Source organism: Streptomyces albiflavescens (genome assembly GCF_014645835.1).
Lineage (GTDB): Bacteria > Actinomycetota > Actinomycetes > Streptomycetales > Streptomycetaceae > Streptomyces > Streptomyces albiflavescens.
This window is the reverse complement of the sequence record NZ_BMMM01000018.1, coordinates 119,991-143,389: the sequence shown is the minus strand read 5'-3', so window position 1 is coordinate 143,389 and position 23,399 is coordinate 119,991. Positions and strand designations below refer to the sequence as shown.

At 70.0% G+C, this 23,399-nt stretch carries 20 protein-coding genes; 8 read left to right on the top strand and 12 right to left on the bottom strand.

What is annotated here, in order from left to right; genetic code table 11:
* Positions 1 to 19: 19 nt before the first annotated feature.
* The 3 genes from IEY95_RS37890 to IEY95_RS37880 form a co-directional block, all read right to left on the bottom strand.
* Positions 20 to 412, bottom strand: coding sequence for a PIN domain-containing protein (locus tag IEY95_RS37890; RefSeq protein WP_229703619.1), 393 nt, complete (start codon positions 410 to 412; stop codon positions 20 to 22).
* Positions 409 to 867, bottom strand: coding sequence for a hypothetical protein (locus IEY95_RS49600; protein ID WP_229703618.1), 459 nt, complete (start codon positions 865 to 867; stop codon positions 409 to 411). Before IEY95_RS49600 ends, IEY95_RS37890 begins: the two co-directional genes overlap by 4 nt.
* A 332-nt stretch (positions 868 to 1,199) precedes the next feature.
* A complete protein-coding gene (locus IEY95_RS37880; protein WP_189190749.1) occupies positions 1,200 to 1,508 on the bottom strand; it encodes a WXG100 family type VII secretion target in 309 nt (102 codons plus the stop codon).
* Positions 1,509 to 1,830: 322 nt separating this feature from the next.
* On the opposite strand from IEY95_RS37880, the gene IEY95_RS37875 reads away from it, so the two are divergent.
* Positions 1,831 to 6,393, top strand: a complete 4,563-nt coding sequence (locus tag IEY95_RS37875; protein ID WP_189190748.1) for an FtsK/SpoIIIE domain-containing protein — start codon at positions 1,831 to 1,833, stop codon at positions 6,391 to 6,393.
* 48 nt (positions 6,394 to 6,441) lie between these two features.
* Here the strand turns inward: IEY95_RS37875 and IEY95_RS37870 are convergent, their stop codons facing one another.
* Positions 6,442 to 8,850 carry a serine/threonine-protein kinase gene (locus IEY95_RS37870; RefSeq protein ID WP_189190747.1) on the bottom strand — a complete coding sequence of 803 codons (2,409 nt, stop codon included), beginning with the start codon at positions 8,848 to 8,850 and terminating at the stop codon, positions 6,442 to 6,444.
* Between the two features lie 211 nt (positions 8,851 to 9,061).
* Between IEY95_RS37870 and IEY95_RS37865 the strand changes: the two genes are divergently transcribed.
* Positions 9,062 to 9,781, top strand: coding sequence for a hypothetical protein (locus IEY95_RS37865; RefSeq protein ID WP_189190746.1), 720 nt, complete (start codon positions 9,062 to 9,064; stop codon positions 9,779 to 9,781).
* Here IEY95_RS37865 and IEY95_RS37860 read toward each other — a convergent pair.
* Together IEY95_RS37860 and IEY95_RS37855 are read right to left on the bottom strand one after the other, a co-directional pair.
* Positions 9,774 to 11,561, bottom strand: a complete 1,788-nt coding sequence (locus tag IEY95_RS37860; protein WP_189190846.1) for a serine/threonine-protein kinase — start codon at positions 11,559 to 11,561, stop codon at positions 9,774 to 9,776. The two genes, IEY95_RS37865 and IEY95_RS37860, sit on opposite strands and share 8 nt — an antisense overlap.
* A 107-nt stretch (positions 11,562 to 11,668) precedes the next feature.
* Positions 11,669 to 12,517 carry a menaquinone biosynthetic enzyme MqnA/MqnD family protein gene (locus IEY95_RS37855; RefSeq protein ID WP_189190745.1) on the bottom strand — a complete coding sequence of 283 codons (849 nt, stop codon included), beginning with the start codon at positions 12,515 to 12,517 and terminating at the stop codon, positions 11,669 to 11,671.
* A gap of 332 nt (positions 12,518 to 12,849) precedes the next feature.
* On the opposite strand from IEY95_RS37855, the gene IEY95_RS37850 reads away from it, so the two are divergent.
* The gene (locus IEY95_RS37850; RefSeq protein ID WP_010986243.1) at positions 12,850 to 13,053 is read left to right on the top strand and encodes a cold-shock protein; all 204 of its coding nucleotides are present in this window, start codon (positions 12,850 to 12,852) and stop codon (positions 13,051 to 13,053) included.
* 96 nt (positions 13,054 to 13,149) lie between these two features.
* Here IEY95_RS37850 and IEY95_RS37845 read toward each other — a convergent pair whose 3' ends face one another.
* Positions 13,150 to 13,725 (bottom strand): helix-turn-helix domain-containing protein, encoded by a 576-nt coding sequence (locus IEY95_RS37845; protein ID WP_189190744.1) that lies wholly within the window; start codon positions 13,723 to 13,725, stop codon positions 13,150 to 13,152.
* A gap of 68 nt (positions 13,726 to 13,793) precedes the next feature.
* Between IEY95_RS37845 and IEY95_RS37840 the strand changes: the two genes are divergently transcribed.
* The 3 genes from IEY95_RS37840 to IEY95_RS37830 all read left to right on the top strand — a co-directional run bounded on the left by IEY95_RS37840 (position 13,794) and on the right by IEY95_RS37830 (position 15,456).
* Positions 13,794 to 14,474, top strand: coding sequence for an AzlC family ABC transporter permease (locus IEY95_RS37840; RefSeq protein WP_189190743.1), 681 nt, complete (start codon positions 13,794 to 13,796; stop codon positions 14,472 to 14,474).
* On the top strand, positions 14,471 to 14,785 hold the full coding sequence (locus IEY95_RS37835; RefSeq protein ID WP_189190742.1) for an AzlD domain-containing protein: 315 nt from the start codon (positions 14,471 to 14,473) through the stop codon (positions 14,783 to 14,785). Before IEY95_RS37840 ends, IEY95_RS37835 begins: the two co-directional genes overlap by 4 nt.
* Before the next feature lie 239 nt (positions 14,786 to 15,024).
* Positions 15,025 to 15,456 carry a hypothetical protein gene (locus IEY95_RS37830; protein ID WP_189190741.1) on the top strand — a complete coding sequence of 144 codons (432 nt, stop codon included), beginning with the start codon at positions 15,025 to 15,027 and terminating at the stop codon, positions 15,454 to 15,456.
* A 51-nt stretch (positions 15,457 to 15,507) separates the two neighbouring features.
* Here IEY95_RS37830 and IEY95_RS37825 read toward each other — a convergent pair whose 3' ends face one another.
* Complete coding sequence (locus tag IEY95_RS37825; protein WP_189190740.1) at positions 15,508 to 17,493, bottom strand: AMP-dependent synthetase/ligase; 1,986 nt, start codon at positions 17,491 to 17,493, stop codon at positions 15,508 to 15,510.
* A 464-nt stretch (positions 17,494 to 17,957) separates the two neighbouring features.
* On the opposite strand from IEY95_RS37825, the gene IEY95_RS37820 reads away from it, so the two are divergent.
* A complete protein-coding gene (locus tag IEY95_RS37820; RefSeq protein WP_189190739.1) occupies positions 17,958 to 18,863 on the top strand; it encodes a MaoC/PaaZ C-terminal domain-containing protein in 906 nt (301 codons plus the stop codon).
* Positions 18,864 to 19,108: 245 nt separating this feature from the next.
* A complete protein-coding gene (locus tag IEY95_RS37815) occupies positions 19,109 to 20,401 on the top strand; it encodes a DUF6716 putative glycosyltransferase (RefSeq protein WP_189190738.1) in 1,293 nt (430 codons plus the stop codon).
* 23 nt (positions 20,402 to 20,424) lie between these two features.
* Here the strand turns inward: IEY95_RS37815 and IEY95_RS37810 are convergent, their stop codons facing one another.
* From IEY95_RS37810 to mqnE, 4 genes are all read right to left on the bottom strand, one after another.
* Positions 20,425 to 21,084: a TetR/AcrR family transcriptional regulator gene (locus IEY95_RS37810; protein WP_189190737.1), complete on the bottom strand. Its 660-nt coding sequence runs from the start codon at positions 21,082 to 21,084 to the stop codon at positions 20,425 to 20,427.
* Between the two features lie 78 nt (positions 21,085 to 21,162).
* On the bottom strand, positions 21,163 to 21,465 hold the full coding sequence (locus IEY95_RS37805; RefSeq protein ID WP_189190736.1) for a DUF4229 domain-containing protein: 303 nt from the start codon (positions 21,463 to 21,465) through the stop codon (positions 21,163 to 21,165).
* 124 nt (positions 21,466 to 21,589) lie between these two features.
* The gene (locus IEY95_RS37800) at positions 21,590 to 22,147 is read right to left on the bottom strand and encodes a GNAT family N-acetyltransferase (protein ID WP_189190735.1); all 558 of its coding nucleotides are present in this window, start codon (positions 22,145 to 22,147) and stop codon (positions 21,590 to 21,592) included.
* Positions 22,148 to 22,206: 59 nt separating this feature from the next.
* Positions 22,207 to 23,370 (bottom strand): aminofutalosine synthase MqnE, encoded by a 1,164-nt coding sequence (gene mqnE / locus IEY95_RS37795; protein ID WP_189190734.1) that lies wholly within the window; start codon positions 23,368 to 23,370, stop codon positions 22,207 to 22,209.
* Between the last annotated feature and the right edge of the window lie 29 nt (positions 23,371 to 23,399).

The window sequence follows — 23,399 nt, the reverse complement described above, 5'->3', positions numbered from 1 at the left end:
TCGGCGTGGAAGCAATGCCTCAGCGGTTCAGGTCCATGACCCCGACCCCGAGCCCTTCGTAGGACTCCGGCGCCACGGTGGCGACGAGCGCCCCCTCGGGGAGCATGTGGTTCGGCCTCGCGGCGTGCACGGCAGCGCCGACACCGAACGGGACACCGTCACGGCACAGTTCAGCGATGGTCACGGCCATCGCGTAGTCATCGTCGATCATGTGCAGCACGTCCACCAGCATGCCGACATGACCGACAATCCCCGCACGCTCGCGCTCCGCTTCAACGAGGCACATGACGGGCACCCACAGGCGGACTTCACCACTGGCAGCCGCAGCGTGAATGAGACCGGATACCTGCTTGTTGCCCCCCATCGCCATGAGAGTCGGAGCGTCCAGGACGTAATGCTCGGTCTCGATCAACGGGACGACTCCGCCTCTGCCAGAGCAGCACGGTGAGCCGCGGCGGCTTCGCGCATCTTGCTCCGCATCTCAGCGGACTCCTCATCCGTCACGTAGTGCCCGAAGCGTTCGGCGAGCAGGGCACGAGTGCGATCGCCCCGTTCCTTGATCTGGTCGGGGGTCAGCGTCTGAGCGGCTATGTCCTGCATGAGGGCGCGAAGGCTGGTACCACGCGCCTCGGCCACGGCAGCGAGCTGGTCTCGAACTTCGGCGGGCACGCGGATCATGACGTCGGACATGCGGAGAGTATACATGACGTATACGTCGCACGTCTTCGCCTCCCGGTCGTCACGGCGAACCCGAACGAGGGCACTGGCCGACGACGAAGCCCACACCCCCGGCGACAGGCCGCGCATCAGTTTCACCGACGGATCATGGATGACGGTCATCTGCGACGAACCCGCGGCCAACTCCACGTACACCTGGCGCGACAGCCCACGCCATCAGTCGACGTCGTGTCGGGAACCTGCCTGCGGATGGCGAAGCGGACCTCTCGCCCGTAGCGTTCGGCCGCGGCCCTGGCGGCCGGAATGGCGGCAATGACCGACGAGGGGACCATGTCGTGGGCGGCCCCCTCCTCCCCAGTTGGCCCTCTCCGCAACGAGCAGCCGCGACTCCTTGGCTGCCGCCGAGATGCTTCAGCGCACCGAGGCCGGGAATGGTGCCCGCTTCGGGACGGGCTGTGCCACGATGCGACGGGACACCGCATGTGTCCCGTCGCACCCAAGTCGCGCAGTGAGCGCGGACTTTACTTCCCCTTGACGCCCTTGGCCAGCTGGTCGTCCAGGTCCTCGTACGCCTTCGCGGCGTCCTCGAGGAACTTGGCCATGCCCTTGAGGCCCTCAAGGGTGTCCTTCATGCCCTTGGTGAACTCCTTGAAGGAGTCGTCGAAGGCCCCCGAACCCTTCGTGGTCGTGTAGCCGTGCGCGACGAGGTCGTCGATGTAGCTGTCGAGGCCGTGGAGCTTGTCCTCCATCTTCTCCTTCTCGTGGCCCAGTCGCTTAGCAGCGTGCCGCATCTTCTCGTATGTGATGTCTGCGTCTTTGCCGCCGGCCATGTGGCGTCCTCCGTACTTCAACTCGCCGCAGGGCCAACCCCCGTGGCTCCTGATGCGGATGATGCGATCGTCCGCTTGAGGCAGCAGCTTACTTACGGCGCTTGCAGGAGCACACCCCGGTTCTGTCACGAGAGGACCCCGGTTGTGTCCGGGGACGACCAAGTGCGCCCGCCCGCGCGGGCCTCAGGACCCCATATCCCGCCGGAGGCCTCCAGAGACCTCTCACACAGGCCGTTGCCTGCGGGAAGCGGGAAGCGGCTATCGTCGAGGTCACTGTGGCCGGCGTTCCGGAAGCGGCCTCAGGTGCCTGGGGAGGACGAACGTGCGCCTGACTCTGACCGTCGTCGACCCGCTTGGCGGCGCCACCGCCGACGTGGTTCTTGATGCGGATCCTGAGTCCTTGGTGGGGGACATCGCCAAGGAACTGGCGTCGCACGTCGGGTACAGCGGTGGTGCCCAGATCATTCCCATTGGGCAGCACCAGGCCGCCAGTAGCGGGGCGCCCGTCGCTTACGTCGACGGGTATCCCGTCGATCCCTCCGCCACCATCGGCACCTCGCCGCTGCGCGAAGGCGCCGTCGTCAGCCTGCACGACCCCGCCGGGTGTCTGCCGGGTGAGCCGACCGGGCTCGTCGAGCTCAGGATCGCGGGCGGTCCTGCCGCCGGAGCCGTTCACCGGCTCGGGATCGGTCGGTACGACATCGGCGCCGGCGCCTCCTCCTACATACGCATCGACGACCCCGAGCTCCCGCAAAGGGCCCTGACGTTGTCAGTTGCAACGGACGGAACCTGTCGCGTCGCCGTACACGGGGAGAAGAAAGGCGTCACCCTCGACGGCGAGGCCATCGACGAACGCGACGACGACGAGTGGCCCCTCGGCAGTCAGATCGCCGTCGGCAACACCCTCCTCGAGCTCGACCGGTACTCGCCCCCCAACGCCGCGCTCAAGTGGTCCGAAGACGGCGCCGCGCTCGACTACAACCGGCCGCCGCGGCTCCATCCGCCGGAGCGCGAGACGAAGTTCCGGCTGCCCAGTCCGATCCGCGACTACGAAGCGCGGCCGCTGCCCTGGCTGATGGCCGTGACGCCGTTGGTCGGTGCCGTCGTATCGGTGATGATCTTCGGGCGCTGGTACTACCTGATCATGGCGCTGCTGAGCCCGCTCATCATGTTCGGCAACTTCTTCATGGACAAGAAGCAGGGGCGCAAGTCCCATGCGAAGCAGGTCAAGGAGTACAACGAGCACAAGGAGCGGATCGAGAAGGACGCCCAGGACGCCCTCGTCGCCGAGCGGCTCGACCGGCGGCAGGCCGTTCCCGACCCCGCCACCGTACTGTCGCTGAGCACCGGGCCGCGTACGCGGCTGTGGGAGCGGCGGCGGACCGACGCGGACCATCTGCTGCTGCGGGTCGGTACCGGACAACTGCCCTCCGACGTCGTGCTCGACGACCCGGAGCAGGACGACCACAAGCGCGAGGTCACCTGGACCATCGAGGACGCGCCGGTCGCCCTTCCGTTGCAGGAGCGTGGGGTCATCGGCATCGCCGGACCCGGCGACTCGGCGCAGGCGCTGGGGCGTTGGGTCGTCGCCCAGACCGCGGTGCTGCACAGCCCGCTCGACGTCCAGTTCTATGTGCTGACCGAGAACAGCGGCCGGGAGGGCTGGGACTGGGTGCGGTGGCTGCCGCACAGCCGGCCCGCCGGCGCCCAGGACGCGAACGTCCTCATCGGCACGGACGCCGAGACCGTCGGCGCCCGCATCGGCGAGCTGACCCAACTGCTCGACGCCCGCCAGAAGGCCGCCAAGCAGAACGGCAACAAGGCCTCCTTCGGCGATCCCGACATCATCGTCGTCTGGGACGGTTCGCGGCGGCTGCGCTCCATGCCGGGTGTGGTACGGCTGCTGCGTGAGGGTCCGGCCATGTCCATGTACGCGATCTGCCTGGACGCCGAGGAGCGGTTCCTGCCCGGCGAGTGCCAGGCCATCGTCATCGCGGAGCCGAAGCCCGAGGAGCACGCGACTCCGCAGCAGGTCGCCCGGACCGCGCCCGCAGCCCCCGGCGGCTTCCCCTCCTTCCACGCCTGGCACGCCGCCGAGGCCGACGACTCCCGGTCCGGCGCGCAGAAGGCGCTCGAACTGAGGCTGCGCGTCCAGCAGACGGGTGTCGCCCGCGTACGGAACGTACGGCCGGACTTCGTCTCCGCGGCCTGGTGCGCGCGGCTGTCGCGCGCTCTGTCCCCCCTTCGCGACATCAGCGGCGAGACCGAGGACTCGGCCCTGCCGGGTGCCAGTCGGCTGCTGGACGTACTGCAGTTGGAGCCGCCGACCAGCGACGCGATCACCGCGCGCTGGCGGATGGGCGGGCAGTCGACGATGGCGGTCGTCGGTGAGTCGTACGACGGGCCGTTCGGCATCGACATGCGTCGGGACGGGCCGCACGGTCTGATCGCCGGTACGACGGGTTCGGGTAAGTCGGAGCTGCTGCAGACCATCGTGGCGTCGCTGGCCGTGGCCAACACGCCGGAGAACATGACGTTCGTGCTCGTCGACTACAAGGGTGGCTCGGCGTTCAAGGACTGTGTGAAGCTCCCGCACACCGTGGGTATGGTCACCGACCTCGACGCCCATCTCGTCGAGCGCGCCCTGGAGTCGCTCGGCGCCGAACTGAAGCGGCGCGAGCACATCCTCGCCGCCGCCGACGCCAAGGACATCGAGGACTACCAGGACCTCGTACGCCGTGATCCGTCGCACGCGCCCGTGCCCCGACTCCTCATCGTCATCGACGAGTTCGCCTCGATGGTGCGCGATCTGCCCGACTTCGTGACGGGTCTGGTCAACATCGCCCAGCGAGGCCGTTCGCTCGGCATCCATCTGCTCCTTGCCACCCAGCGGCCGAGCGGTGTCGTGTCGCCCGAGATCCGCGCCAACACCAACCTCCGTATCGCCCTGCGCGTGACCGACGGCAGCGAGTCGAGCGATGTCATCGACTCCCCGGAGGCCGGACACATCTCCAAGAGCACCCCGGGTCGCGCGTACGTCCGACTCGGGCACGCCTCGCTGGTGCCGTTCCAGTCGGGGCGGGTGGGCGGCCGCCGCCCCGGTGCCGCCGATCCGACGCTGCTCGCGCCCTGGGCCGGCCCGCTCGGCTGGGAGGACCTGGGCCGTGCCGCGCTGGTGAAGCCGAAGGCCGAGGCGCGCGAGGAGGAGGAGATCACCGACCTCAAGGTGCTGGTGGACGCGGTACGCGACGCCAACCAGCTCCTCGGTATCCCGGCCCAGCACAGCCCCTGGCTGCCCGCGCTCTCCGAGACACTGCTGCTCGACGAGATCCAGCTCCCCGCCTTCGCGGGCGGACCGGGCAAGCTGCCGCCGGCGCCGTACGGCGTCGAGGACCTGCCCGCCGACCAGGCCCGCCGCCCGGTCGTCGTGGACTTCGCCTCTTTCGGCCACCTTCTCATCGGCGGTGCGCCGCGCAGTGGCCGCTCGCAGATCCTGCGGACCCTCGCGGGCTCGCTGGCGCGTACGCACTCCGCGGCGGACGTCCACCTCTACGGCATCGACTGCGGCAACGGCGCGCTCAACGCGCTGACCCGGCTGCCGCACTGCGGCGCCGTCGTCAGCCGCAACCAGACCGAGCGCGTGGTGCGCCTCATCTCCCGTCTGAAGGGTGAACTCACCCGCCGACAGGACCTGTTGGCGGACAAGGGCTTCGCCGACATCGGCGAGCAGCGGGCCGCCGCGCCGGAAGAGGAGCGGCTCCCGCACATCGTCGTGCTGCTAGACCGCTGGGAGGGCTGGCTGCCCACGCTCGGCGAGTACGACCACGGTGATCTGACGGACCAGCTGACCGCGATGATGCGGGAGGGCGCGAGCGTCGGCCTGCACATGGTGATGACCGGTGACCGTCAGATCCTCTCGACCCGTATCGGCTCGCTCACCGAGGACAAGTACGGTCTGCGGCTCGCCGACCGCTCGGACTTCTCGCTGATCGGCATCAACGCACGCAAGATTCCCGAGGAGATCCCGCCGGGCCGCGGCTACCGCAACGAGCACGGCACCGAGACCCAGTTCGCCCTGCTCACCGAGGACGCCACGGGTCAGGGACAGGCCGCCGCGATCACCGCGATCGGCGAGGCCGCGACCGCGCGGGACGCTCACCTTCCACGCGGCCGCCGCCCGTTCCGCGTCGATGTGCTGCCCACCCGGATCGGCTTCAACGACGCCTGGGAGATGCGCGATCCCGATGCCTCGCGCTCCAAGCTGTGGGGCCTGGTGGGCATCGGCGGCGACGACATCATGGGCTTCGGCCCCGACCTCTCGCAGGGCGTGCCGACGTTCGTCATCGCGGGTCCGGCCAAGTCGGGCCGCAGTACGACGCTGATGAACCTGGCGCGTTCCTATCTGGCGCAGGGTGTACGTCTCGTCGTCGCCGCCCCGCGCCCCTCACCGCTGCGTGAACTGGACGGGCAGGACGGCGTGTTGAAGGTCTTCGACGAGGACGACATCGAGAGCGACGATCTGCGCGAGGCCATCGACTCGGCCACGCCCGAGGAGCCGATCGTGGTCCTGGTCGACGACGGCGAGGTCCTGGAGGACTGCGACGCCGAGACCGTCTTCAAGCGGATCGTCCAGCGTGGCGGCGAGCGCGGTCTCGCCCTGGTCATCGCCGGTGACGAGGAGGACGTGTGCAGCGGCTTCTCCGGCTGGCAGGTCGAGATGAAGAAGGGCCGCCGGGGCATCCTGCTCTGCCCGCAGGACTCCTCCGCGGGCGAGCTGATCGGCATCCGTACGAACCGGAGCATGGTCGGCGGACCGGTCGCACCGGGCAAGGGTCTGCTGCACCTCGGGGACGGGGAGCCGCTCACGGTCACGACACCGATGTAGTGCACTTGTGCCTCGACCCCCGGTAACTCCGGGGGCCGAGGCATGTGTTCATACCGCGGGCAAGGCGTAGATCTCGTACCCGTGGGTCGTCAGCAGGCGGTTGCCGGAGATGGCTACCCGCCAGGGCTCACCGGGATCCTTGTTGTCGTTGTAGACCCAGCGCAGCTTGCCGGTGCCCGCCTCCAGGGCGTAGATGCCGCCGCCGTCCATGTCCGTGGCCGCGTACAGATTCTGCCCGGCCCTGAGGAACGTCGTCGCGGCCTCGTCCAGCTCACTGTCATCGCAGAGCCAGATCTTCTTGCCGGTCTTCGCATGGAGGGCCCATATACCGTGGTCATAGTCGCTGACGTAGACGACACCTTCGATGACCGTGGGGTTGTGGAAACCGCGGCGGCCGTTGGGGTCGAGGGACCAGCCGGCCTTCCCGGTCTCCACGTCGACCGCCGTCAGCTTCTCGCCCGGGAGGAAGACGAGACCCGCCGCGACGGCGGGCTTCCAGCTCCAGTCGTCGCCGATCTTCCTGCTCCACAACTGTTCACCGGTGGCGGTGTCGCGCACGGTGAGGTTGTAGTTGGAATCGGCATAGACGAGGTACTTCCCGGAGACGGTGCCCTCGACGTCGTAGTCCTTGGTGCCCCAGTCGCGCTTCTGCAGCCAGACCTTCTTGCCCGTGCTGTGGCTGATCGCGGCGACGGCTGTGCGGTATTTGGTGGCGCTCCGCGCATCGCTGTAGTCCGTCACCGTGACGTAGACGTTCTTGGCATCGATGTCGATGGTGTTCTCGACCGTCAACTCCTTGCCGAGGCGGCTACGCCAGGACTCCTCGCCGGTGGTCACGTCCCGAGCGACGAGCACCCCCTCGTATTCGGTGTCGGCGAGGAACACCTTCCCATCGGCATAGAGCAGTTGGGCGCCGGGCTGGCAGGCTTCCTTGCGGGACCAGCGCGCCTTGCCCGTCTTCGCGTCGTACGCCACCAACGGGTCTCCGCTGATGAGCAACATTCCGTCCTGAACGAGCAGCGGCAGGTTGTCGCTCGTGGCTTCCTCCCCCACCGACCTGTGCCACAGCGGCTGCGGCGCCGTCCCCGCCGGAGGTGTCGTGAAGTTCTCCGTGACGGGCTCGGTCGAGCCGGCCGCGTCGCCCTTCGCGCCCGTCGCCGTATCGGAGGAGTCGTCGTCCCGGGAGAGCCACCAAGCCGTGCCGCCGCCGAACGCCGCGACGCCTACGACGCCGGCCGCGGTCAGTCCCAGGAAGCGGCGGCGGGACGGTGCCGGGGCCGTAGTGGGCTCCGACGTGCCGAGACGGACTGCGCCCGGGAGGGGCGAACCGTATTCAGGCGTGCCGGTGGACGGAGTTCGGTACCCAGGCGTACCGGCAGGCGGGTAGCCGTACCCAGGCGTACCGTTGGCCGCGCCGCCGGGCGGAGTGCCATACCCCGGCACCGGCGTGACTGTTCCCGGAGCCGGTGTCCCTTCCGCCATCGCGGGCGGCGGACCGAAACCCGCGGCCGGAGCGGGAGCCGCAGCCGAGGCGGCTGCCGAGGCCGGTGCCGGCGCCTCCGGCGCCTCCAGGTCCAGGATCCCCGCCGCATGCGTGGCGATCGTCGAAGCCACCGCCGACGGCAGCCAGTTCGTCAGTACGGTCTCGACGCCGCCCGGGGCCAGAGCCGCCACGAGTTCGCCCGGGGCGGGCCGCTGAGCGGGGTCCTTCAGGAGGCACGCGCGGATCAGGCCGAGCAAGGACTGGGGTACGCCGGTGAGGTCGGGCTCGCCGTGGACGATCTGGTAGAGCATGGCCGCATGGGAGGCCGCGTCGTCGCCGAAGGCGTCGTGGCCGGTGACCGCGAAGGTCAGAACGGCGCCCAGGGAGAAGACGTCGCCCGGCGTGCCGACGTCCCGGCCCAGGGCCTGCTCGGGGGGCATGTAGCCGGGCGAACCGACCACAACTCCCGTCTGGGTCACACGGTTTCCGTCCACCGCGCGCGCGATGCCGAAGTCGATGACACGGGGGCCGTCGGCGGCCAGCAGGACGTTCGACGGCTTGAGGTCGCGGTGGATCAGGCCCGCCGCGTGGATCTCCTGGAGGGCGGCGGACAGCCCCGCACCCAAGGCGCGGACCGTGTGTTCGGGGAGGGCGCCGTGGGCTTCCACCACGTCCGTGAGGTCGGGGCCGAGCACGTACGACGTGGCCAGCCACGGCAGCGCCGCACTCGGGTCGGCGTCGACGACCGGGGCGGTGTAGCGGCCCGAGACCGCGCGGGCTATCTCGACCTCGTGCTCGAAACGGCGGCGGAAGTCGCCGTCCGTGGCCAGGTCTTGGCGTACGACCTTCACCGCGACCGTGCGTCCGCCGGGCGAACGGGCCAGATACACCCGGCCCATGCCACCCGCACCCAGTCTTCGCAGCAACCGGTAGCTGCCCAACTCCCGCGGATCGTCCGGCTGCAGTGTCTCCATGGTCGAGCCTTCCCCGTTATCGCCTGTACGTCGCCCGCACGGATTGCGGTCCGTGCTGTGTGCGTGATGGTGTTCGCTATCGCAGACACAGTAGTGACGGGTGGGGCGGACGAGGAGGGCAGGCCCGGTGAGTGGTTCGGCGAAGCCGAGGCGACAGCGAGCGGCGGGGGCCTCTCTTCGGTACGCCCATGTGCCCGGCCGGAAGGCCACGGTGCCCGAACGACGTGGGAAGCGGGCGCGAGCCTTCGGCTTCGCCTGCCTGGTCCTCCTGATCGCCGTGGGTGTCGTGACCGCGCTGGTCGTGGGCCCGCTCGCGTGGGCGGGTGAACTCTGGCGCGAGGTCACCCCGCACTGGCCGGGCGGTGGTTACGGCTTCGCCGTCTCGGCCGGGCTCCTGTTTCCCTTCTCGCTGCTCCTCTTCGGGGCACCGCTGACGCGGGTGAAGTGGAGGACGGAGAAGGCTCGTTCGCTGCCATGGATCGCGTTGTCACTGCCCGGCGCGGCCCTGGCCGTCATCATCTCGGCCGTCGCCATGCAGACCTGGCATCCCAAGCGCAGTAACAGGTACGGCTTTTGCTCGTCGGCGGGCGAGTACTGCTGGATCAGCCACCGCTACCCGTACGTCTCCCTCGTGGGCCTGGCCGCGACCGTCGTTGGCGCGATGCTGCTGATCGCGGGCTACGGCTTGTACGGCAAGCGGCGCCGAGCAACGGAACCGGCGGCTAGGGGGTTTCTGATGGATCTCCGTGGAAGAAGGAGCGGCGTTCGGTGCGTGCTCGCGGCGTGCCGGGCGGAAGTCCTCGATGGGGGTCCCCCCGCGCGAGCGAAGCCGAGCGTGGGGGAGGAGCTACTAGGGCTTTTGTCCGGTGCGGCGAGAGTGCGTGCCGGGCGTCGCGACGCCGCGGAGATCCATCAGAAGCCCCCTACGTGACCTTCGCCATCCGCGCCACCGGATCCCCCGCATCCGCGTTGTCCTGCTCGAACTTCAGGTCGCTCCCGACGGGAGTCAGCCGCACCTCGTGCTCGCCCTTGGTGCAGACGTCGCGGTTGGACTCCTTGGCCACGCTCGTGACGACGAGCTGCTTCTTCGTGACCTTCTTGAGGATGAGTACGTCGTCGCAGATGCCGCCGATCTGGTCGGTCTGGCGGAAGCTGCCCAACTCCTTGCCCACGGCTGCCTGGTGGAGGGTGACACGGAAGGTGCCCATGGGGAGGGTGCCGCCGAGTGCCAGGCCGTCGCCCTCCCAGGTGCCCAGGTAGGAGGCCGGAATCGGGGACGCATACTCCCCGTCGCCGGGCGCGCTCGCGCTCGCCGTGGCCGAGGGGTGCGCGTCGCCCGCCGAGTTGCCCGCGTCGTTCGACCCACCGCCGCCCGGCAGCAGGTCGAACAGGAACGCCGAGCCCACCGTCGCCGCCGCCAGCGCTCCGGCGACGGCGAGGGCGACCGTGCAACTCAGCCTGCGGCCACGGCCGTTCGCACCGGGCACGGAGGTCGCGGCCACGCTGACGGAGACCTTGCCCGGGTGACTGGGGGGCGGCGGCACCGCGTCCTGCGGCTGCCGCTGGTCCGGTACGCCCGTTGCCTGCGCGGGCATCACGGGCGGCGGCCCGAACACCCCGCCGGACACCGGCACCCCGGTCCCGGCTCCCGTACCGGCTGCGGCTCCCGTACCGGCTCCGGCTCCCGTACCGGCTCCGGCTCCGGTCCCCGCTCCGGCCCGGGCCCCGGTACCTCCCCCTGCCCCGACTCCCGCCCCTGAACCCGCCTCCACCGAAGGGCTGCTGAAGTCCACCGGCCCGGAAGGCGCCGTCTCGGACGCCTCAAGGTTCAGCAGCTGTACGGCACTTCGGCTCACCTGTTCCACCAGGGATCCCGGCAGCCATCCCGCCGTCACCAGCCTGGCCGCGCCCTGCGGGGCCAGGCTGACCGCCACCTCGTCGGGGGTCGGACGTGCCCCCGGGTCCTTCGCCAGGCAGGCCGACACCAGCTCGCGCAACTCCCCTTCCACGGACCCCAGTCGGGGCTCCTCGTGCACCACCTTGTAGAGGAGTGCGGCGGAGGAGTCCCCGGGAAAGGGCGACGCTCCCGTCGCCGCGTACACCAGGACCGCGCCGAGGGAGAAGACGTCCGCCGCGCCCGCGACTCCCTTGCCGAGGATCTGCTCGGGCGACATGTAGCCGGGGGAGCCGACCGAGACGCCTGTCGAGGTCAGCGACGCCGTGCCGTCCGTGGCGCGTGCGATGCCGAAGTCGATCAGCAAGGGACCGTCGAGGGTGAGCAGCACATTCGACGGCTTGACGTCGCGGTGGACGAGGCCCAGCGCGTGGACCGCCGAGAGCGCCTCGGCGAGGCCCGCGCCGAGCACGCGTACCGAATGCACCGGAAGGGGACCGCCGTCCGCGACGGCGGCGGCGAGCGACGGACCGGCCGCGTACCCCGTGGCGACCCAGGGGACCGACGCCTCCGGGTCCGCGTCCAGGACCGGGGCCGTCCACGCGCCGCCGACCCGCCGCGCGGCCTCGACCTCACGGCGGAAGCGGGCGCGGAACTCCTCGTCGAGCGCGAAGTGCGGGTGCACGATCTTGACGGCGACCGTGCGGCCGCCCGCGCTGCGGCCCAGATAGACGCGCCCCATGCCGCCGGAGCCCAGCCGGCCGAGCAGCCGGTAGGGTCCCACGACCGTGGGTTCGTCGACTCCGAGCGGCTGCATGGTGCTCACAGCTCATCCCTCCCCCGTACGCACCGGACGCACTGCCCAGCAGCGTAGTGCCGTATGCGCCGCCGCAAGCGCCCCGAGCCCCAGGACCCGACGGACCCTCAGGACTCCAGCAGCCGTACGTTCACGTCCGTCGGGAACCCCGTCGTCGCGCCGATCCGGCGCGCGAACTCCCGCACCGCTTCGAGCTGCGGGCGGCCGAAGCGGAAGTCGAGCGTCGTGAAGTACTGCTCCAGGACCTGCTCGTCGAAGGCCTCCCAGCGCGCCGCCTGCTCGGCGACCTTGCCGACCTCGTCGAGGGAGAGGTCCCGGGACGCCAGGAACGCCTCGTGCACCTTGCGGGTGAGGGCCGGCTCGCGCTCCAGGTAGTCGCGCCGGGCGGCCCACACGGCGAAGACGAACGGAAGACCCGTCCACTCCTTCCACAGGGCGCCGAGGTCGTGTACCTGCAGGCCGTACTTCGGCCCGTCGAGCAGATTGGCCCGCAGCGCCGCGTCACCGATGAGTACGGCGGCGTCGGCCTCCTGCATCATCAGGCTGAGATCGGGCGGGCACGTGTAGTACGACGGCTGGACGCCGATCTTCTCGGCCAGCAGCAGCTGCGCGAGCCGAACGGACGTCCGCGAGGTCGAGCCGAGCGCGACCCGGGCGCCGTCCAGCCGGTCCAGCGGGACCTGCGAGACGATCACGCAGGACATCACCGGCCCGTCGCAGCCGACGGCGATGTCCGGGAAGGCGACCAGTTCATCGGCGTGCTTGAGGAACTCGACGAGCGTGATCGGCCCGATGTCGAGGTCGCCCTGCACCAGCTTCTCGCTGAGCTTCTCCGGGGTGTCCTTCGTGAGCTCGAAATCGAGGAGCGTACCTGTTCTCGCGAGCCCCCAGTACAGGGGCAGGCAGTTCAGGAACTGGATGTGGCCGACGCGCGGCCGGGTGCGAGAATTGTCCACATCGCGAGGCTAGACCCCATGAGATACGGTGCAGGCTTCAGGGTCCCGGCGTGGTTCTGGAAACCATCTCGACCCCTTGTGTCAACCCTTGTGGCACTGCGACGTCAACCCATCCCCGACCGGGGTCAAACATTCGGGTGACGTGATCTTGCCCTCTATTGCTTTCGGCTGCCTGCGTGCTAGGCTCGCCGCAAGTTGCAGTTTGGTTTCCCTTGCAGTACAGAGCCTGCGGAGCATGTGACCGCGGGCTCTCGTCGTTTTCAGACGTATGCAGTTGTTTACACAATCGCAGGTTCTGGAGCAGGGCAACCCTTTGGGCCCAAGGAGGGCTTATGGCTACCGGAACCGTGAAGTGGTTCAACGCCGAAAAGGGCTTTGGTTTCATCGCCCAGGAAGGCGGCGGCCCGGACGTCTTCGTCCACTACTCCGCGATCAACGCGAGCGGTTTCCGCTCTCTCGAAGAGAACCAGTCGGTTTCCTTCGACGTCACGCAGGGCCCGAAGGGTCCGCAGGCGGAGAACGTCACCCCGCTCTAAGCCTTCGGCTCCATGAGCCCAATGCTTTGATCCGGAACGGATAGCAGTACCCAAGGAGCCCCGCGCCAGCCGGTCGTGGGGCTCCTGCCTTTGTGTTCACACGTGCTGCATCACGAGCACGAAGGTCGTCCCGGACTCCAGCGCCTGGTACGCGTGCGGTACGTCGCCGCGGTACGCCATGTAGTCGCCGGGCCCCAGCTCCACGGCGTCCCCGAGGGGCCCCGCCTTCACTCTCCCCGTGCTCACGATCAGGTGCTCCACCGTGCCCGGGATGTGCGGCTCCGATTCCCGGGCCGCACCCGGTTCCGCCCGCAGGTGGTAGATGTCCCGGCGGGCGCCGGGCGGGCTGGCCGACAGCAGGGTCGCGACGTAGTTGGCCTGCTCCGAGGCGACAGTAGGCCCCCGACCGGCGCGAATCACCTGGACCGACGGAGCCGGCGGCTCGACCAGCGCGCTGAACGGTATCCCCAGCGCCACGCCCAGCGCCCAGATCGTCTCCATGCTCGGATTGCCGCTCGCCGCCTCCAGTTGGGACAGCGTGGACTTCGCGATGCCGGCACGTTTGGCCAGTTCGGAGAGGGAGAGTCCGGCGCGGGTGCGCTCGCGGCGCAGCGAGGCGGCGATCCAGTCGAGGGGGAGGCGGGACGGGGGCCCACCGTCTGCGTCAGTCACTTCGTTCGCTCCATCGGTACGATCGTTCTCCTTGACGAACAGATCGCTCACTGTTCATTGTAGAAAACATGCGTTCGCTTCTCCGAACAACCATGACCGCTGACCGGGGACTTCTCAGGGACGTCGCCCTCGTCTGCCTCGCCGGCGGGGTCGTCGGCGTGTCGTTCGGGGCCATCGCCGTCGCCGGCGGACTGCCCGTATGGGTGCCGGTGGTGATGTCGCTGGTGGTGTACGCGGGCTCGGCGCAGTTCAGCGCGGTGGGGATTCTGCTGGCCGGGGGCGGGCCGTTCGCGGCGGCGGCGACGGGGCTGCTGCTCAACACACGTACGGCGGCCTACAGCCTCGCCGTCGCCGACATCATCGGACGCCGACGCGCCACCCGTCTCATCGGCGCCCACCTCGTCACCGACGAGACGGTCGCCTTCGCCCTGGCTCAGCCCGATCCACGCCGGCGCCGGGCCGCCTTCTGGATCTCCGGCGTCGGCCTGTTCGTGTCGTGGAACCTCTGTGTGCTCGGGGGCGCCCTGGCCGGAAGCGCGCTGGGCGACACCGGGACGTACGGGCTCGACGCGGCGTTCCCCGCGGTGCTCGCGGCACTGGTGCTGCCCGCGCTGCGCGGGGACGCGGGCGTACGACGGGCCGCGCTCGCCGGAGCCGCGGTGGCACTGGCGGTGACGTCCGTCGTCCCCGCCGGGGTGCCGGTGTTGCTGGCACTGGCGGGGCTCCTGGTCGCGAGGAGGCCGGCATGACGCCGACCGTGGCCGCCGTCCTGGTCCTGGCCGTCGGCACATACGCCTTCCGGCTGGTGGGGCCCTTGCTGCACGGACGAGTCGAACTTCCCGCACGGGTCCAGGAGTTGTTGTCCACCGCCGCGGTGGTCCTGCTCGTGGCGCTGCTCGCCACGGGGGCACTCACCCAGGCACACGGGTTCGCCGGGTGGGCGCGGCCCCTCGGGGTGCTGGTGGGTGGGGTGCTGGCGTGGCGGAGGGCCCCGTTCGTGATGGTGGTGCTGGGAGCCGCGGCGGTGACGGCTCTGCTGCGGGCGGCTGGGATGGCGTGAGGCGAAATCGGCGCGCGTGGGTGGCACGAGAGGCGACACCGGCGCGGCGCGGGTGGCACGAGAAGCGACACCGGCGCGGCGCGGGTGGGACGAGACGACAGCGGCGTGGCGCGGGTGGGACGAGACGACAGCGGCGTGGCGCGATGACGCCAGTTCTCGGGGATCCGGCGCACGCGTCGCGCGCCCCATGATTCATTTGGCGCGCTCGCTTGCGTTACCCCCCATCGAAAGGACGCACCGTGCGGAAATTGCTGATCGGCCTGGTTTCGCTCGCCGCGACCGCGGGGCTGGGCCTGGTTGCCGCGCCCACCGCTTCGGCCGCTGCGCAAGGCGCCTATGGATGCGCCGGGTCCGAGATCGACACGTACAACATCAAGGACACCGACGGGTCCGTCTGGGGCACGCTCCACCTGTACTACTCGAGCGCCAACGGCGGCACCAACTGTGTGGTCAACGTCGCGCGGAAGTACTACGGGCAGAAACACCTGCTCAAGGTCACCATCCGGCAGGGCGACCGGTTCAAGAAGCAGGAGGACTACTTCTACGAGTACGCCGGCCCGGTCAGCCTGACCAGCATGGACGGGCACTGCGTCACGGTCAGCGGCTGGGTGACGGCTCCCAACAACGGCAGAGCTGTGGGCGACCAGTGGGACAACGTCCACTGCAGCTGACGGCGAATCAGCGGCTCACCGGCTTCACGCGGCTCACCGGCTTCACGCGGCTCACCGCTCGTACAGCCCCTCCACCTCCCGCCCGAAGTCCTTCATGACCGCCTCCCGGCGCAGCTTCATCGACGGGGTCAGATGGCCGGCCTCCTCCGTGAAGTCCACCGGCAGGACGGCGAAGCGACGGATGGACTCCGGGCGGGAGACGAGTTTGTTCGCTTCGTCCACCGCTCGCTGCAGGATCTGGTGCAACTCCGCGTCGTTCACGAGGAATTCGGCCGGAACCGGGTGCTTGCCGTTCATCTGGCGCCAGTGGGTGATGCCGTCGAGGTCGAGGGTGAACAGGGCGGAGACGTAGGGGCGACCGTCGCCCAGGACGATGCACTGAGAGATCAGGGGGTGGGAGCGGAGCCAGTTCTCCATGGGGGCCGGGGCCACACTCTTGCCGCCTGCCGTGATGAGGAGTTCCTTCTTGCGCCCTGTGATGGTCAAGTAGCCGTCGTCGTCCAGGGCGCCGAGGTCACCGGTGGCCAGCCAGCCGTCGGGGGCGGCCGGGACCACGCCTCCCGCCTGGGGATCCCAGTAGCCGCGCAGGACCTGGTCGCCGGCCAGCAGGATCTCACCGTCCGCCGCGATACGGACCTTCGTGCCGGGGAGCGGCCAACCGACCGTGCCGAGGCGGGGTTTGAGCGGGGGTGTGACCGTGGCCGCGGCGGTCGTCTCCGTGAGGCCGTAGCCCTCGTAGATCTCGATGCCCGCGCCCGCGTAGAAGGCGGCGAGGCGTCGGCCCAGCGGGGAGCCGCCGCAGATCGCGTTGCGAACACGGCCGCCCATGGCGTTGCGGATGCGGCGGTAGACGAGGGGGTCGTAGAAGGCCCGGGCGGTCTTGAGGGCGCGGCTGGGGCCGGGGCCGGTGCCGGTCTGCTTGGCCTCCATGGCCTCGCCGTACCTGATGGCCACCCTCACCGCGCGTTCGAAGGACGAGACCCGGCCGCCCGCCTCGGCGCGGGCGCGGGCGCCGTTGAAGACCTTCTCCAGCATGTACGGGATGGCCAGCAGGCACGTCGGCCTGAAGCTCGCCATGTCCGGGAGCAGGTCCTCCGCCTTGAGGCTCGGCGCGTGGCCGAGCCGTACCCGCGCGCGGACGCAGGCGATGGCGACCATGCGGCCGAAGACATGGGACATGGGGAGGAAGAGGAGGACGGACACGTCTTCGCCCGACTTCGCCTTGAAGATCGGGTAGAGGAGTTCGATCGCGTTGTCGACCTCGGCGAAGAAATTGCCGTGCGAGAGCGCGCAGCCCTTGGGGCGGCCCGTCGTGCCCGAGGTGTAGATGAGGGTGGCCAGGGTGTCCGGGATCAACATCCCCCGGCGTACGGCCACTTCCTGGTCCGGGACCGACTCGCCCAGCTCCGCCAGGCGCTCCACGTGGTCCTTTTCCATGACCCACATGTGCCTGAGGTCGGGCAGGCGTTCGCGCTCGGGGCCGAGGGCCGACGCCTGGGCCACGCTCTCGGTGAACAGGGCCACCGCGCCCGAGTCCTGGAGGATCCAGCGGACTTGGAAGACGGAGGAGGTGGGATAGACGGGGACCGTCACCAGGCCCGCCGCCCACGCGGCAAAGTCCAGGAGCGTCCACTCGTATGTCGTACGCGCCATGATGGCGATCCGGTCGCCCGGCACCAGCCCCTCGGCGATCAGTCCCTTCGCCACCGCCAGCACCTGCGCCGCGAACTCGGCCGCGGTCACCTCGGTCCACCGGCCGTCCGGCCCCTTGCGGCTGAGGACCACCTGACCCGGGGCCGCGTCCGCGTTGTCGAAGGGCAGGTCGGCGAGCGAACCGTGGGTCACCGGTGCGACGAGCGGCGGCACGGACGCCTCCCGCGCCACCCCGTCCAGCCGTCGTATGTCCGGCTCCACGAGTACGGGCCGGCCGTCGTAGTCGAGGTCGAAGTCGGGGACCGGGACGGGGACCGGAGCGGGTGCCGAGTCGAAGCCGGACGAGAACGGCGACGGGGACGAGGACGCGTGTGGGACGGACATGGGCAGCTCCTGGGGCGTGCAGCTACGGACTGCTCTGCTGCATGAGGTACGCGCCGTGCGTACTGAGATGTTCACCAGCGGTGCGCGGCCGGGCTGTTACCGCTGGTTAGGTCGGAGATCGTACGGCGCGCGCGTGTGGAGTTCGTGCGGGTTCGGGGATGGTTCGGAGCCGGGGCTGTGCAACCTCAGCGGCCACACAGGGCGCGGCCCGCCCCGGCCACAACCGCCCCCTGCCTCACGGGCCTTCAAGGGCTACCGTCACACCCTGCCCACCCGCGATCGCCGACTCGGTCCAGAGACGGCACATGGGCTTACCTACGGTAACCTTACTCCAGGGTAAGCATTCGAGGGGCAGGGAGCCGGACATGGCCGACCGCTATCTGAGCTTCACCGGCACCGCGCCCGGCCGGTTCCTGACGCGGCGGCTCGGGCTGCCGCAGCCGACGGCTCTGCTGGGGGCGTAAGTGTCCGACATCCTCACCAGTTCCCCCGCGCTCGGGCCGCTCCTCGCCCGGGGTGCTCTTCTCTCCCCGCTCAAGCGTCCCCGCCCCGACGCCGCCGTGCCCGCCACCCGGCTCGTGCTGCCCGGTGTGCGCGTCGACCTCGCGCGGCTCGCCGCCTACGAGCGGGTGTGCGGCTTCGCGACGGGGGCGGACGCACTGCCCCTCACCTACCCGCACGTCCTCGGTTTCCCGCTGGCCATGCGGATCATGGCGGGCCGCACCTTCCCGCTGCCGCTGCTCGGACTGGTGCACACCTCGATCGAGATCACCCGGCGAAGAGAGCTCGCGGCCACGGCGGCGTACGAACTCGCCGTGCACGTAGCGGGCTTGGCGCCGCACCGGCGGGGCACCGAGGCGACCGTCGTGACCGAGGCGCGGACCGAGGGCGGCCTCGTATGGGAGTCACGGAGTACGTACCTCGCGCGGCACGGCCGGAAGAACCGGAACCGGGACCACACGACCGACACGCCCGACGCCCCGCACCGGCCCCCGGACGCCGAACACCTGCCCGCCCTCCCCGCCCTCGCCGAATGGCGTCTCGCCGGGGACGTCGGACGGCGTTACGGGGTCGCTTCCGGGGACCGCAACCCCATCCACCTGTACCCCCTCACCGCCCGCCTCTTCGGCTTCCCCCGCGCCATCGCCCACGGCATGTGGACCGTGGCCCGCTGTCTGGCCGCCCAGCAGCTCGGCGAATCCGTATGCGTGCGGGCGGAGTTCAAGACGCCCGTACTGCTCCCGGGCACGGTGACGTACGCGGCCGACGGCGGCCGTTTCGAGTTGCGGGGCGGGGAGCGGGTCCACCTCAGGGGCGAGACGCGCGCGTTGCCCGACCGAGCGGCGCGTGTTCCCGAGAACTCCGCATGAGCGCACGGGTTCCGCGAAGCAAGGTGAACAACTCACGAACTCCTGGGTGCTCCGGTCCGGCACGCCGGTCCGCTCCCGCCACGAAACCCCAGGAGAACGGGGGTGAACGGGGGTCTCCGAGCAACCCTTCACAGGGAATGCCCAGCGCCCCCAAGGTCCTTTGAAGGCATCCCTCATCCAGTCCTCAGGAGTCGTTCCTAGCCTCGGCGCACCCCGCTGAACCACGCCAGGAAGGCTCCTGAGCCATGCCGCCCAGACGTATCGCCGTACTCGCCGACTCGGACACCCGCTGGAAGTGGGGCGCCTCGGTCGCCCGGCAGATCGCCCCCGAGCACGCGCTCGACGCCGTCTTCCTGCGCACCCGGGCCACCCCGACGGAGCGCCAGCTGGCGGAGATCGGGATCGTGCCCGACACCCGGCGCGAGGTCTCGGCGGCCGAGCTGGTGGACGACGAGGAGCTGGCCGGGGCCGATGTCGTCGTCCTGGCGACCGCCGGCGGTACGACGCTGGCGCTCACCCACAGCCTGGGGATCGCGTGGGAGGCGCGGGAGCGGCGGCCGGTCACCGTCACCGGATACGTCGGAGTCGTCTACGAGAAGATGGTCGACGGGCTCCTCACCCGCGCCGGCACCGATGTCGTCCTCGCCAACAGCGCGTACGACGCGGACCGGTTCCGCGGCGCCTTCGCCAGTGTCGGGGTGGATCCGGACTCCGTCGTGGAGTGCGCGCTGCCGTTCCTCGGCGGCGCCCCGTACGCGCCTTCCGCCGACCGCCCCTTCACCCTCACCTTCGCGGTGCAGCCCTCCGTGCCCAAGGGCCGGGAGTCCCGGCTGCAGCTGCTGGAGCGCGCGGCCGCGCATGCCCGGTGCCATCCCGACCGGCTCGTCCTGATGAAGCTGCGCAGTCTCCCCGGGGAGCACACGACGCACGTCGAGGCCGACCCGTACCAGGTGCTCATCGAGGAGCTGGCCGAGCCCGCGCCCGCCAACCTCCAGCTCGTCTACGGCAACATGGGCGAAGTCCTCGACCGTACCGACCTGTTGGTGACGGTGAGCTCCACGGCCGCGCTGGAGTCGATGCACCGGGACATACCGACCGCGATCCTCACCGACTTCGGGGTCCGTGAGGCGCACGGCAACCACTACTTCGTGCACTCCGGCTGCCTCGCCTCCTGGGACGACCTGGACGCGGGAGCACTGCCTCGCGTCGATCCGGTGTGGGCGGCCCGGCAGGGCATGGGCAAGAGCGACCCGTACGCCGCCGCCCGTGCGCGGCTCGCCGCGCTGCGCGCCTGCGGATCGTTGCCGCCGCTGCGGCCGTACTACTCGCCACAGCGGGCCGGGGCCTATCTGGGCGGCATCCTGGAGCGCAACGGTTTCGACGAGAAGGGCAGGCCGTTGCCGGTTCCCCTGGGCGGAGGCGGCGCGGGTCCCCTCAGGGCGGTCGTCCGCCGGGCCGCCCGCAGCGGCGCCAAGTCCCTCTACCGCGTGGGCCGCGAGAAGGTCGCGCCCACCCTCCGCCGCTGGGGACAGCCATGACCGGGCGGCACCGCTCGTCAGGGCTACTCGGTCTGGCCTTCCGCGACGGGCGGCGACCAGGGCCGTCCCTCCATGAGGTCGCCCAGGCCCGCCCAGGCGAAGTTCATCAGGGTCGCGGCGGCCTGCTTGGCGGAGACGCCCGGGGTGGCGTTGGCCCAGGCGGCCAGGGACTCGGCGGCGCCGACCAGGGCCTCGGCGAGGCCGGCGACCTCGCGTTCGGGGAGGGACGGGTCGCGGTGGGCCTCACGGGCGGCCACGACGATCAACTGCGTGACGAACACGACGAGTTCCTCGCGCATCGCGGTGACCTCGGCCGCGAACGGCTCGCCGTGCGTACGCGCCTGCAGATGCAGAACCGCCCAGCCGTCGGGGTTCTCGGCGGTGTGCGTAAAGAACGCCCGCAGCCCTTCCCAGAGTTGGCGGTCGGCGGGCAGACCGGGCCGCACGCCCGCGCGGACGGCTTCGGTGAGCGCCTTGGCCTCACGCCGGATGCATGCGGTGAAGAGGTCTTCCTTCGAGTTGAGGTACAGGTACACCAACGGCTTGGACACGCCCGCCAGTTCGGCGATCTCGTCCATCGAGGCGGCGCGGTACCCGCGCTGCCCGAAGGTCGACACGGCGGCGTCCAGCATCTGCCGTTCACGCACCGCACGCGGCATCCGCTTGTTCTTCACAGCACCCATGCGGGCAAGCGTACGATCGCGCGCCCCCGGGCCGGGACGGTGAGAGCGGGATGGAGCCGTCTGGAGCGGTACGGAGTGTTACGAGGTCTGGCCCTGCGCCCCACGCGTCGTGTCGTCCGCGATGTCCTCCTGGCTGCGGTTGCCCTCCAGGTTGGCCTTCATGCGGTCCACGCGCGCGACGACCTGGGCCGAGGCGCGGTCGCGCTCCTTGCGCAGCACGACGAAGCTGATGGGCGCGGAGATCACCAGGGAGAGCAGGACGACCCACATGTAGTTGGAGTCGCCGAGTCCACGCGGGGCGATACCGGAGTAGACGAGGCCCCAGACGACCACGAGGCAGCCCGCGAAGATACCAAGGCGCATCAGTGTGTAGCGGCCCATGTCAATCCACTCTTCCGTATCGAATGTTCCCAAAGGGCACCGTCCAGTGAAGCACGCCCGGACGACGATCTTGCAGGCGGGCTCGACGTACAGCACGGGGCCGTATCCGCGCGGTGGAAGCCACTCAGTGCAGTGGAAGCCACATCATGATGTCGTCGCGGTAATCGTCCGCCGAGACCCGCAGTCCCCCGGGCACCCGGCCCACCTCCTGGTAACCGCAGGAGGCGTAGAAGTGCTCCAGGCCCGTCCCGCCCCGGCACGTCAGCTTCAGGGCCTCCAGGCCCAGCGCCCGGGCGTGCTCCTCGACGGCGGCGAGCAGCGCCCTGCCGTGGCCGCCGCCCTGCAGCGCGGGATCCACCATGACCGTGGTCACCCAGGCGAAGTGGTCCTGGAGCCGGTGCGTGTTGAAGCCGAGGAAGGCCGTGGCGCGCAGCCGTCCGGCGCCGTCGAACCCGGCGAGCAGCCGGTGCCGGCCCTCGGCCACGGTCCGCGCGTAGCGATCGGTCTCGGGGCGTACCTCGTCGTACGTGACCCGTCCGGGGAAGCCGACCGCGCCGCCCGTGTTGCTGACATCGGTCCACAGCCGGGTCAGCTCGTCGAGGAGGCCGGCCGTGAGCTCGGGGTCGAGCCGGAAGTCCACAGCCGTGGTCGGCTCCGGGCGCGGCTTCGTGCACAACTCCATGGTCACCGAGCCTAAGCTCCGCGATCCCGCCGAGACCGGGGCGCCGGCCTCCCTGGGACTCAGACCCGCATCGGCTGCGGCGACTCCCGGCGCGCCGGGTCGGGACCGTCGTACTCGCGGATGATCTCGTACCGGGTGTTCCGCTCCACCGGCCGGAAGCCCGCGTCGCGGATCAGGTCGAGCAGGTCCTCGCGGGTCAGCTTGTTCGGCGTGCCGTAGTTGTCCGCGTCGTGCGTGATCTTGTACTCGACGACCGAGCCGTCCATGTCGTCGGCGCCGTGCTGAAGCGCGAGCTGCGCGGTCTGCACGCCGTGCATGACCCAGAAGACCTTGACGTGCGGGACGTTGTCGAAGAGGAGACGGGACACCGCGAAGGTCTTGAGGGCCTCCGCGCCTGTCGCCATCTGCGTGCGCGCCTGCAGCCGGTTGCGGACCTTGCCGTCCTTCATGTCCACGAAGTCGTGCTGGTAGCGCAGCGGGATGAAGACCTGGAAGCCGCCGGTCTCGTCCTGGAGCTCACGGAGCCTGAGGACGTGGTCGACGCGGTGGCGGGGCTCCTCGATGTGGCCGTACAGCATCGTGCACGGGGTCTTCAGACCCTTCTCGTGCGCGAGGCGGTGGATGCGCGACCAGTCCTCCCAGTGGGTGCGGTGGTCGACGATGTGCTGCCGGATCTCCCAGTCGAAGATCTCGGCGCCACCGCCGGTCAGCGACTCCAGACCCGCGTCGATCAGCTCGTCGAGGATCTCGGACGCGGACAGCCCCGAGATCGTCTCGAAGTGGTGGATCTCCGTGGCGGTGAAGGCCTTGAGGGACACATTCGGGAGCGCCTTCTTCAATTCGGAAAGCGACCGGGGGTAGTAACGCCACGGCAGATTGGGATGCAGCCCGTTCACGATGTGCAGCTCGGTGAGGTTCTCGTTCTCCATCGCCTTGGCGAGGCGGACGGCCTCCTCGATGCGCATCGTGTACGCGTCCTTCTCGCCCGGCTTGCGCTGGAACGAGCAGTACGCGCAGGACGCGGTGCACACGTTCGTCATATTGAGGTGACGGTTGACGTTGAAGTGGACCACGTCACCGTTCTTACGGGTGCGCACCTCGTGCGCGAGCCCGCCGAGCCAGGCCAGGTCGTCCGACTCGTACAGCGCGATGCCGTCCTCGCGGGTCAGCCGCTCACCGGCCCGGACCTTGTCCTCCAGCTCGCGCTTGAGCCCGACATCCATGCCTTTACCTCTCCTCGTGACGAACGATC